This window comes from Flavobacterium sp. 9, assembly GCF_002754195.1.
In the GTDB taxonomy this organism is placed as follows: Bacteria; Bacteroidota; Bacteroidia; order Flavobacteriales; family Flavobacteriaceae; genus Flavobacterium.
Genome location: NZ_PEEU01000001.1, coordinates 2,323,118 through 2,335,685, shown reverse-complemented (window position 1 = coordinate 2,335,685; position 12,568 = coordinate 2,323,118). Strand labels below are relative to the sequence as shown.

Here is a 12,568-nt window from a genome sequence, read left to right as displayed (position 1 = left end):
TAAAATATTAGTCTTCGTTTACTTCTTCATGTTTGTGTGACAATTTTTTCTTTAGGTTTTCAAAAAAATTATTGAAAATAATCGTTAATGATGCTGCATTGACAATTTGATTTCCTCCGTCTCTGGGAAGATATTCATTAGCATAAGTTAGTTCTGCTTGAATATCATCGGTAAATAAATAACCTGCTCCAATATTAAGTCTATTTCGGTCAAAGAAGCTAAGTCCAGTTACTTTCGTACCTGATTTAAAGAACAATTCATCTGATGCTATTGCATAAACTACGCCTTCACGAAGAATTTTACTATTTATTGGTTTTAGATATTTTACTTGTTGACGATATCGGAGAACATTGTCATAAGCGCCTTCTTCATTTCGCATATGTCGAAGTTCCATTCTCATTCTGGTGCTTAATGTATAGCCGGTTTTATGAAAGTAATAAATACCCTGAAGGGCAAAACGTACTTCGGGTGATTTAAATTGTCCTATTTCAGGAACGTCTTTATTAAAATTGTATGCTACGAAAGAGGAGAGCTTCCAGCGCGGAGATAGGTAGTAATGTCCCCAAATTCTTGCTGATCTTTGTATGTTTTGTTGAAAAATATTAGAAGAAGATTCGGTGCTGCTATAAGCTGCTCCGAGGTTTAATTCGGCAGACCATTTTTCATTTATGGTTCGGTTGAATTGAAATTCATTCCAAAATTGATTGTAGGTAGTTGTTTGAGCATAGCTTATACTTGTAATTAGAAAAATTACAAGTATAAGAGTATTTTTTTTAAGTGATATGTTATGAGTAAATTTTGAAGACATTCATTGTTTTGTTTATGTGACGTCTTAATTCTCAATACTTTTAACTTCTTTGGCGAACGGCTTCGTATAGAAATGCTCCACAAGCTACCGAAACGTTTAGAGATCCTATTGTTCCAAACATTGGTAATTTTGCTTTTTCATCAACAATTTTAAGTACAGATGGATTTATTCCTCTGTCTTCAGATCCCATGATAATTGCTACGGGTTCGTTTAAAGCTATATCGTAAATATTCTGATCTGTTTTTTCAGTTGCGGCAACAGTTTTTATTCCTGAACCCTGAAGATAAAATATGGCATCTTTAATATGTTCAACTTTACAAATTGGCACATTGAAAACTGCTCCGGCAGATGTTTTTACTGTATCTCCGTTTACAGGTGCTGAACCGGCTTTTTGAATAATGATTCCGTTTACTCCGGTACATTCAGCAGTTCTGATTATGGCTCCAAAATTTCTGGCATCAGAGATTTGGTCTAATATTAAAAATAATGGTTTTGAGCCTGATTCAATTGTTGATTCTACTAAATGTTCTAATTCTATAAAACCAATAGGGGAGATTGTCGCAACGGCTCCTTGGTGATTGTTTGGCGTTAGTCTATTTAGTTTTTCTACAGGTACGTAAGAGAAATTAATGTTAGCGCGTTTCATCACTTTCATCAAGTCTTTCATTAATTCTCCGGAAATTTCTTTTTGTATAAATACTTTATCAACTTCTTTTCCTGCTTGAATTGCTTCTATAATGGCTCTAATTCCAAATATTTGATGTTCTTTTTCCATGGGACAAATATAGGTATAATGTTTATATAAAAAAAAAAACCACTCTGAATGAACAGAGTGGTTTTCTAGTATTAGTAAATTACTATTTTAGTAATTATCTTCTAAGAACCCAGTTTTTTTATGACCAGCAAAAGTTATGATTTCAGTTGGCGCATAGCTAAAAACACCTTTAAAGTAAATACTATCAGTAACATTTCCTGTTTTTGAATGTGCAGCACCTTTCAAAATTTTACCTTCAGTAATTGTGAAAGTACCTTCATCTATTAAATTAGGTGAGTTAGTTGTGCTAAATGTTAAGCTTTTAGTGTCTACAGTAATTTTACCTTTAAGATAACCAATTGTACGGTCATCAATATACATGGTATTATTCCCTTCGTTGGTATCAGATGTAACAAATGATGAATGTTGGAATAAAACTTTGCTCGTATTGCTACCATCAATGTACCAATCTCCATTCATTTCGATAGATGGTGTTACTAGTGGTTTGTACTCATCATAACCATCGTTATTGCATGAAGTAAAAACTAAGGTAATAGACAAAGCAAGTAGTCCCTTAATTATTTTTGATTTCATAATTTTTTATTTTTAATGAATTTAACGTGTAAAAGCTCTCACTGCAGTACCATAAAATCCTGATGCGTAGATAACCCAGTTCCATGAATTTTGATTTACAATTGTTCCAATATTACTTTCTGCTGATAATCCCGTTTTGGATGCATTAGCTGTAAATGGAGCATAGATTTTCTTATCGTCTAAGTTATAGAATGTTAATGTAATATCATTTGGGTCTCCTACAGTGTATCCAGTAGCATTGTCGCATACATAAACTCTGTCAGAAATTCTTTTGACAACATTAGCATTTGCTCCTCTATAGAAAGTTCCTTCCAGATTAATTGTACTTGGATCTGGACTTAATACTATAACGGTTCTAGTTTTAGCCGCTGAGAAACCATCTACGTTTGTAGATGAGTAAACGATTTTATAAACACCTATTGTGTTTGAGTCTACTGTTCCAGTTGTTTTTACTGGTAGAGCTTTTCCATCTGCTTCAGATTTACAGCCAAGTTCAGTGTAAGCAGATCCTTTTGTAAGTACTGTTACTACATCACCATTAATTTCCATGTTTGGATAGTAGGTGATTTTTGAATTTATTACAGGGTCAAGGCTGCAAGAAGTTATTGCTAGAAATAGAAATAAAATCCCTATTACTTTTGTTGTTTTTAAATTTTTCATATACTTAAAGTATTATATTAATTTTTCTGATCCCACCATACTTTTTGAGTAATTGATGCTCTTTGTTTTATGCTTGTATTTTTATCAATTTCGCTTTGAGGATAAAATAAAACACTTGGAATAGTGGTGCCAGTTAAAATAGAAGTACGAGAAGGTATTCTATTTCCTTTAGCGTAATCTTGAGTTCCAAAAGGAACAACTTCAGGGAATTTAGTTCTTGTAGTTTCAATGTAAGCTTCAACATTGTTTACATTAGCTAAAGCAGCCCATTTTTGTATGATTACTTGTCTCACTGCTTGTTCAGTTGGTAATCCGGCAACAAAAGCATAAGGTCCTGTAGCTCCAGTTAAAGTTGTTGCTCCTGCAATTGGTAAACCATAAGTTACAAAAGAGTTTTGAACTCCAAGATCGTATTTTGCTTTAGCTCCTGCTTGTCCAGAATATCTGATCAATGCCTCTGCTTGTAAGAAGTTGCTTTCTGCTACAGTTAGTAAGTAAACCGGAGTTTGTGCTGTAATATTTGGTCTTGCATAAGCAAGAGCAGTGTTAGTGAAGTTTTCACCATCACCTTGATTCAAACCAAGATAAGCACCAGCAGCTGTAGGTCTATATACAGCACTTATACGAGGGTCATTATTTTCAGTGTAGAATTGTAATAAAGTGTTACTCGCAATATGGTTAATGTCTCCTAGACCAGGTGCGGAAGATAAGTTAACTTCATAAAATGGATTACGTTGAGAAGTTTGAATAGTAAATATTCCAAACTTAGCATCACTTGTAATGAAGTTGTTTTCTGCTAAAAGAGCTTGAACTGCCGCTGGATTTGCAAGCGGTGTATATGCTAAGTGTATATAGATTTTTAACTTTAATGTATTTGCAAATTTAATCCATTCGCTTTCAGTACCTCCGTAGATTGGATCTTGTTTTCCAAAACCAGAATCTACTGGATTTGCTTTGTAAGCATTTACAGCCGCATCAATTTTTACTAATAGATCTTTGTAGATCTCCTCTTGAGAAGTTACTTTAGGGTTGAAGTTTCCTATTCCGGCTAAAGCTTCTTTGTAAGGAACATCTCCAAAAAGATCTGTTATAACCTGAAATGTATAAGCTTGTAATAAAGTAGCAATTAGTGTTTGTCCGGTATTTTTGTTTTTAGCTGCTTCGCTTAAAACAAATTGTAAGTCGTTTAGTGCACCAGCATAAAGTTCATCCCAAGGCCTGTTGGCAAATGCAGTATTTAAATTGTACTGATCAATAACATCATATTGACCGGCACTTGGAGATTGTGTGTGGTATTGTGCGTAAAAACCTCCTAAATTTGCTAATTCTCCACCAGTCATTGCTATGATAGACGCTTCTGATGAAGCTAGTGCTAATCCAGCATTGATTTGTCCAGGTTTGTTAGGATCTGTGTTTACATCCAAATCTCCATCGCAAGAAGTAAAAACTCCTATAGAAAAGATTAAGGTTAGTATTGTTGATATATTTTTCATATTATTTTTTTATTAAAAGTTTGCTTTTACGCTAAAACCTAAGCTTCTTGTTGAAGGATTTGCACTAAATTCTCCAAATTGTCCTGATAAATCTGTACCAAAAGTAGATGTTTCCGGGTCAATATATTGATTGCTCTTAGGTGTCCATAAGAATAAGTTTCTTCCAATCACTGATAAAGACAAAGATTGAATAGGCGCATTTCCTAAAAGTTTTTTAGGGAATTCATATCCTAATACAACTTCTCTTAATTTGATAAAAGATTTGTCAATTACAGTTTCTCTTGCTAATGCATCAGATGAATAGTAGTCATCTTGGTGTGCTGAATCAACAGCTACTGTATTTGGTGCATAAGTAACAGATCCATCTGCTGCTGTAGTTTTTACTACTGAACCAGGAACAATAAACGGTTGTCTGTTGTTGTATGTTGTTGTAATAGAGTTACCTGTGAAACGTGTTATGTCTGCAGTTCTAGAGAACATTAAACCACCTTGACGAATGTCAAAAGAAAAGTCTAAGGTAAAGTTTTTATAACTAAGAGTATTTCCAATACCCATTGTATAATCGTATTGAGTATCACCATATACTTGTTTTTGTGTAGATGCAACCGGAATACCGTTTATATCCACTACTATATTTCCTTGAGGGTCTCTTTCTGGAACAGATCCTTGAATTAAACTTAGTGGTTGACCTTTTTGTGCAATTAATCCAATTGAAGTCGTACCACCTAAGTTAAGTTGTTTTAATCTTGGATCTAATTCTACTAGGTTAGAATTGTTTTTAGCATAATTAACAGTTGTTGACCATCCGAAACCTGTACTTTTAGCTTTGATCCAATTGAAAGTTACTAATCCTTCAAAACCTTTATTTGAAATAGTTCCTACATTCGCGATTTGCGTTGTATATCCAGTTGTAGAAGCTAAAGCTAAAGGAATAATTTGATCAACAACTTTAGAATCATAGTAAGAAAGGTCAATATTAATAAAGTTTTTGAAGAAAGATGCTTCAATACCAAATTCATATTCTTTTCTTCTTTCCGGTTTTAAATCTGGATTAGCAGCTCTGTTATCAACTTCATAACCGTTTACTCCGCTAAAAGGATAAGTTAAATTTCCGAATCCAAGACCAACATTTCCTTTTGTATATACAGATTGAACTTGGTAAGGATTTGTATCAACTCCTGTTTCTCCGTAGTTAGCTCTTAATTTTCCGAAATTTACTACGCTTTTAATTTCTGGGAAAGTATCAGTAAATGCCCAGCTTAAATTCACCCCACCGTATAAAACTGAACGGCTCCCTTGTGGTAAAGTTGAATACCAGTCATTACGTAAATTTGTAGTTAAGAATAATTGATTTTTAAAACTTAAAGACGTACTGTTGTAAAGACCATACAATTTTCTTTCACTTCTGCTAGAAGTTGCTACTGCAGTTTCTGAAGAGTTGTCAAGTGAGTGAAAACCTAAAATATCCTGACTTCCTACAGCTCCAGAAATTGTACTTCCTGTTCTTTGGTTCATGTTGAAACCAAATGTACTTTGTAATTGGAAATCTGAATTAAGCGTGAAATCTAAATTGTATAAAACCTCGTGGTTTATTTGTTTTGTAATAGTTTTTGATTCAGAATATGAACCTGGTGATTCAGTTGATGATCCGTCATTTGGACTTCCAGGAGCAGCGTCTACTCTTTCTTCCCAAAGTGCTATGCTTTCACTAGATTGATCAACTCCAAAACGGTATACTAAATTTGACCATTTGTTAAGATCATATTTTAATTCAATAGATCCGTAAACTCTGTCTTTAGCATATTTTGATCCATTTTCGTTTAATGTAAAATAAGGATTTGTTACACCATAAGGAGTGTAATAATTTGATACATTGTTGAATTTATCTTTGTAGTTTTTAAATTCAGTGATAGGAAGATCTGTTGGAATTTGCATTAAGTTATTCATAACAGTTAATCCTTGTCCAGTTGCAACTGCACTACCACCAGTATTTACATAATTCAAACTACCTGTGATGGTCATTTTGTTTACTTTAGATGTTCCTGAGATTCCTAAAGTATTTCTTTCAAATTTATCTGCATCAGACGGCATGATACCATCTTGTTGTGAGTTTGAGTAAGATAATCTAACAGATGTATCTCCAGTACCTCCAGAAATAGAAAGAGTATTTAAAGCATTTGTTCCAGTATCGAAAAAGTGCTCTAACTGATCTGGTTGAAAAGAGTAAGGTTTGATTTTTTGAGAATTATCAACAACGCTACCCCATGGTCTAACAACACCATCAAATTTAGGTCCCCAAGAACCATTTTCGATAAGTACGTGTTGTCCATTCCAACCTTGACCAAATTGGTCTTGATATTTTGGAGTTCTTAGAATTTCTGTAAATGAAGTCGCATTTGCGAAACTAACACTCATTTTTCCAGCTTTACCTTTTTTAGTAGTTATAATGATAACTCCACTTGCTCCTCTTGATCCGTAAAGTGCTGTTGCAGCACCTCCTTTTAAGATAGACATTGTTTCGATATCTTCTGGATTGATATCTCCTGATCCACGACCAAAATCATATCCTCCACTTAAACTATCAGAATAAGTAGATCCGTTGTTAATAGGAATACCGTCTATTACATAAAGTGGTTGGTTGTTACCGTATAAACTACTGAATCCTCTAATGATTACCCCAGATGAAGCACCTGGATCTGTAGAAGCGCTCGAAACAGTTACACCGGCAACTTTACCTTTTAACGCATCTGCGATATTTCCTTGAGATGATTTGTTTAATTCTTCTGAATTAAGTGTTGTTGATGCGTAACCTAGAGATTTTTTCTCACGCTTGATACCGATAGCTGTAGTTACTACTACACCTTCCAGTTCCACTGAATCATCTTTTAATTTTACATTTACTGATGTTGTGGCAGCAGAAACTTCTTGAGATTTCATCCCAATGTAACTAAATACCAAAACTTGACTTGTTGACGCTTTGATAGAGTATTTACCATCAAAATCAGTTTGTGTTCCAGTTCTTGTTCCTTTTACTAATACACTTACACCTGGTAAAGGCATACCTGAATTATCGGAAACAACACCTGAAACAGCTCTTTCTTGCGCAAAAGTTAATTGCGCTACCAGTACCAAAAGAAGTACTAAGAATCCATTGAACTTTAGTTTCATTTTTAATTATTTTGAATTAGTTCGACAAAAATCTTAATAATTTGTTAATCTACCTAATATAAAAAGCTTTTTTTTTAGTTAAATTATGATTTTACTATAAGATATTGTTTTTTTATAGTTAAAAAAGATACATAAATTGTAAATTCGTAATTTTTAACTTGAAATATGATAATAATGGAAAGTATTGGTATTCGATGAAATGTTAAATTTCGGAAAATTATAGTTGTTTTTCTTTTTTTTATAACTTTTGCAAAAAAAAACCACCCTTTTCGAGGGTGGTTTTATGTTAAATTATGTTATTGTTACAAGTCTTTTAATGGAGGCTGTTTTACATCCCAGAAAATTTTTGTAGTTAAAAGATCTCCTCCAATTGCTGCAGATGCAGCTTGCCAGTTTGTACCGTTAACTGTTTGTTCAGCATTTGGGTAAAACCATCTAACTGGTACTTGTCCTCTTGCGATAGATAAAGAAGTAGCACTAGTTATTAATATAGGGAAATCTAATCTTCTAAAAGCGGTCCATGATTGGAAGCCTCTGTTGTATAAGGCAATCCACTCTTGGTAACCAATTTTTTCTTGCCATGTACCAGTTCCGGTTCCAGGGAATCCGTCAATTGGAGTAGTAGCAGCTGTTGTATAAGCTACTGTTGGCTGAGCTAAATATGCATTAGTTTCTTCAGGAGTAACTCCCCAAAAATTACATGACAAAGTGATTGCTTTATTGTAGTAGTATTCTGGAGTGTTTCCTACTGATAATCCTCTTGCAGCAGCTTCAGCTAAGTAGAAGTTAACTTCGAATGCTTCTAATAAAACACCTGGTGCAGCTGGCTTTTTAATTGCATCACCAACATGTGAATAAGATGTTTCGTAAGGATTTGCATTACGTGATCCTGGATTTCCTCCTTTGTAAGTTCCGTCAGCCATTGGCGTGAAGAAAATTGGTCTTCTTGGGTCAGATAATGCGTTCATTCTGTTAACTATAGTAGTTGTAGGAACGTTGTCATTTCTTTGACTTGCAACCAAATTGTCAAAAATTGGGTTGTAGTTAGGAGCAAATGATGCATATGTAAATAAAGCATTTTTAGGGTTATCTAATATTACCCCTGCAGTATAAGCTTCTTCAATAGTTGTTTTAGCTAAAGCTGGATCTATATCAGAAAGGTTTGTTCCTATTTTAAGTTTTAGCGAATTTGCGAATAACTTCCAGTCAGCAACATTTCCTTTGTAAACAAGATCTCCTTTGTCAAAACTTTTTCCACTTGTGTCTAGTTTTGCAATTGCAGCATTTAAACGAGTAATTAATAATGGATAAATTGCAGCATCATTGTCATACTTAGGTAGAATAATTTTTGGATTCTGTAATGACTCTGAATAAGGTATATCTCCAAAGGTATCAACCAATATTTGGTAAGTATAAACTCTTAAGATTTCAAGTATTGCAACTTTGTTTTGCTGCTGTTTTTGCCAGTCGCTATCTGCTACGTTACCAGGTTTTACTGCTTTAAGTAATACTTGCTCTGATGTTTGTAAATTACCTAAAACATTTTGATATAAGTTTGTCCAGTGTGTATCCGGGATTGTTCTGGTTGTTAAGTTGTATCTTGATTCTGCAGCGTATAATGTAGCAGCCCAATATTGAACATAATAACGTAACGGATTATTATTAACACTTGGAGTTGTTAATTGATCTGTTAATTCTTTTTGTGCATCTGTTAATAATGATTCTGCAGAAACGTCATAAGACTTTTTCTCATCGTCATTAAAACTGTCATTGTCACTAACACAACTCGAAAGAGTTAGTACAGTTAGTGTTACTATTGATAATAATATCTTTTTCATTTTGTCTAGAAGTTAAGTTTTACGTTAAATGAGTATACTTTTGTTGCTGGCATAACTCCTGATTGAAATCCTTGAATATTTCCTGCTGATGAACCTGCTTCAGGGTCAGAGTAAGGAAGGTTTTTTTGGATGATCCATACATTGTTTCCGATTACGCTAAAAGATAATCCTTTAAGTTTTAGTTTGTCTAAAATTTGTGATGGTACAGTATATGTAAAACCTACTTCTCTTAATTTTACAAATGAACCATCGTATACATAAGCTTTAGTTGGATTTACATCAGAGCTAAAAGCTGTACCACCAGAAGTTGAAGCGTCAATTCTAGTTGTGTTTGGTGTTCCGTCAGCATGAACTCCAGCTAAAATTACACCACCGCTATCTGCTCCGTTTGTTAAAGGATTTCTAACAGAGTTTCCTAAGTCATTTATTCCTAGGTCATATATACCTGTTTCTTGTCCGTACGCTTGATCTAGTGAGAAGATATCTCCTCCTTTTTTAACATCGATTAAGAAGTTAAGAGAAAGATTTTTGTAAGAGAATTTGTTTGATATACCACCTAGCCATTTTGCTTGAGTGTTACCGATAACTTTGTTTGATGCTAATACGTAAAATCCATCTGCATCGATAACTTTATTTCCATTAGCGTCATAAGTATAGTCTTTTCCTCTTAATGTTCCGTATGGTTGTCCAACAGTTGCGTTTAAAGAAGCTCCTCCTTGAAAAGTTGCTAATAATAAATTGTCTCTTCCTTGGTTTAAAGAAACTACTGTGTTTTTGTTAGTAGACCAGTTAACTCCAAGATCCCAAGTGAAATCTTGTGTTTTGATTACTTTTCCAGATAAAGCTAACTCGATACCTTTGTTTTCGATCTCTCCAGCATTAACTGTTGCGAAGTTTACTCCAGTTGAAGTAGATTGTGGTACGTTGAAAATTTGATCTTCTGTGTTTGTTTTGTATAATGACAAATCAAAATTTAATCTATTTTTAAACATTGACATCTCTAAACCTGCTTCCCAAGCTTTTTGAGTTTCTGGTTTTAAATTAGCAAAATCTAAATATGTTGGGCTGTTTCCAAAAAGAGGATTTCCGTCGATACCGTAGTTGTTTACTTTTGCTCCAAGTCTTCCTGCTGCTGGGTCATTACCAACTTGTGCATAATTGATTCTTACTTTTCCTAAAGATAACCAGTCTGCTTGTACTAATTCAGAGAAGATTAAACTTGAACCTATTGAGTAGTAGTTGTAGTTGCTGTTTTCTGTTGGTAAAGCTGTACTCTTATCATTTCTGAAAGATCCTTCTAAGAATAAGAATTTCTTGTAGTCTAATGATAATTGAGCGTACAATCCTGATTTTTCATAAGCAATTTGAGATTCTCTTGCTGGTAAAAATACATTAGAGTTTTCTAAGCTGTATAATCCTGGAGATGCTAAACCACCAGTTGTAGATGATTGAATTGAATATGCATCAGATCTTAAATAAGTGTAACCACCTAAAGCTTTTGCTCCAATGTTTTCGCCTAACTGAAAGTTATAAGTAGCGATGAAGTCATAAGTTTGTTGCATGAAATCTCTTTTGTATAAAGAATATCCTGAACCATCGTTAGCTCCACTAATACCAAATGTTTCAGCGTGACTTCCAACTGCTTTTCTTAATTCTTGTTGGTCGTTAGAGTAATCGATAGTTGCACGTCCTAAAAGTACAAAGTCTGGTGTAATTTTATAAGATAAACTTGTACCTGCTAAGAATCTTGTTCTAGAATCTTGTTCGTAATTTTGGTATCTGTCAAAATATGGGTTGTTCCAGAAAGCAGGTGCTAAATTTCCACTAGTTGGATCAGTTTGATTCCATGTAGTATTTTGTCCTGTTCTGTTGTATTCTCTTTCTAATTCTTTAATGTCGTTGTTAACTGCCCACCATTGTCTGAATCCTCCAATGAAGTTGTCTCCGTATCCTGTGTTATTTCTACCTGTCGTGTTTTGGTCAGTAAAAGTAAAGAATGCAGTCGAAGTTAATTTGTCTGATAGATCTCTAGAGAAGTTACCGTTAAGAGAGTTTTTGTTCAATAAACTGTTTGGTAAAACACCTGTGTTGTTGATGTTTGTAAATCCTAAATTGTATGCTCCTTTTTCATCACCACCACTTAAATTTACGTTGTTTGTGTAGGTAGTTGATTTTTGAAAAAATGATTTAGGGTCGTTTTTAGCAGCTACCCAAGGAGTTGCTTTTCCGTAGTTAGGATTTCCTAATACGAATGCATCCCATTGGTATACCATGATGTTTGGGTCAAATTTATTTCCGTAAGAAGCATCGTCTCCAGTTGAAGCTACAAGTCCGTTTGGATTACCAAATACGTCAGCAGTATAACTACTGTCTTCTCCGCCATATCCTTCTCCGTATTGAGTTTGGTATCTTGGCATAGTGCTTTTGTCTATTGCTCCAACAGATACTGTTGAGCTAACAGAAACTCCTAATGCAGAATTCTTTTTCCCTTTTTTAGTAGTAATCATGATCGCTCCGTTTGAAGCTTGACTACCGTAAAGAGCTGTTGCAGCAGCACCTTTTAAAACGTTGATTGATTCAATATTGTTTGGGTCAATATCAGATGCAGAGTTACCAAAGTCGAATCCTTGTCTTCCGTTTTGTGAATCTGTGTCATTTAAATTTGCATTACTAACTGCTACACCATCAACAACAATCAAAGCTTGGTTGTTACCAGTGATACTTTTAACACCTCTAAGGACAATGTTTGTAGATCCTCCAAAGTTAGAGTTTGCTTTAATTTCTAAACCGGCAACTTTTCCAGATAAATTGTTTAGGAAGTTGTTTGTTGGTGAGCTATTAACCTGCTCAGCTGTTACTAATTGAGAAGAATAACCTAAAGATTTTTTCTCTCTTTTTACACCTAAAGCTGTCGTTACAACAACGCCTTCAAGTTCTTGTGCTGCATCACCTAGTTTTACATTAACTAGTGATGAGCTCGCTGCTATTTCTTGGGTTTTCATCCCAATGTAGCTAAATACCAATACCTGGCTTGTTGATGCTTTGATGGAGAACTTTCCGTCAAAATCAGTTTGTGTTCCAGATTTAGTTCCTTTTACTAATACGCTCACGCCTGGCAAAGGCATTCCTGCATTGTCGGAAACTGTCCCTGAAACGGTTCTTTCTTGCGCAAAACTTAGCTGCGCCATTAGCACTAACAGTAGTACTAAGAATCCATTGAACTTTAGTTTCATTTTTAAATATTTTGAATTAG

General features: G+C 34.3%; 8 protein-coding genes. All 8 read right to left on the bottom strand.

Features of this window, described 5'->3' with window-relative positions; genetic code table 11:
* Positions 1-7 precede the first annotated feature (7 nt).
* Positions 8-808 (bottom strand): DUF2490 domain-containing protein, encoded by an 801-nt coding sequence (locus CLU81_RS09350; protein WP_099709544.1) that lies wholly within the window; start codon positions 806-808, stop codon positions 8-10.
* A gap of 40 nt (positions 809-848) precedes the next feature.
* A complete protein-coding gene (rlmB, locus tag CLU81_RS09345; RefSeq protein ID WP_099709543.1) occupies positions 849-1,583 on the bottom strand; it encodes a 23S rRNA (guanosine(2251)-2'-O)-methyltransferase RlmB in 735 nt (244 codons plus the stop codon).
* An 87-nt stretch (positions 1,584-1,670) separates the two neighbouring features.
* Positions 1,671-2,156, bottom strand: a complete 486-nt coding sequence (locus CLU81_RS09340) for a lipid-binding protein (protein ID WP_099709542.1) — start codon at positions 2,154-2,156, stop codon at positions 1,671-1,673.
* Positions 2,157-2,177: 21 nt separating this feature from the next.
* The gene (locus CLU81_RS09335) at positions 2,178-2,705 is read right to left on the bottom strand and encodes an immunoglobulin-like domain-containing protein (protein WP_158235323.1); all 528 of its coding nucleotides are present in this window, start codon (positions 2,703-2,705) and stop codon (positions 2,178-2,180) included.
* A gap of 128 nt (positions 2,706-2,833) precedes the next feature.
* Positions 2,834-4,309 (bottom strand): SusD/RagB family nutrient-binding outer membrane lipoprotein, encoded by a 1,476-nt coding sequence (locus CLU81_RS09330; RefSeq protein ID WP_099709540.1) that lies wholly within the window; start codon positions 4,307-4,309, stop codon positions 2,834-2,836.
* Between the two features lie 12 nt (positions 4,310-4,321).
* On the bottom strand, positions 4,322-7,477 hold the full coding sequence (locus tag CLU81_RS09325) for a SusC/RagA family TonB-linked outer membrane protein (RefSeq protein ID WP_099709539.1): 3,156 nt from the start codon (positions 7,475-7,477) through the stop codon (positions 4,322-4,324).
* A 302-nt stretch (positions 7,478-7,779) separates the two neighbouring features.
* Positions 7,780-9,315, bottom strand: coding sequence for a SusD/RagB family nutrient-binding outer membrane lipoprotein (locus CLU81_RS09320; RefSeq protein ID WP_099709538.1), 1,536 nt, complete (start codon positions 9,313-9,315; stop codon positions 7,780-7,782).
* Positions 9,316-9,320: 5 nt separating this feature from the next.
* A complete protein-coding gene (locus CLU81_RS09315) occupies positions 9,321-12,548 on the bottom strand; it encodes a SusC/RagA family TonB-linked outer membrane protein (protein ID WP_099709537.1) in 3,228 nt (1,075 codons plus the stop codon).
* Positions 12,549-12,568: the final 20 nt, after the last annotated feature.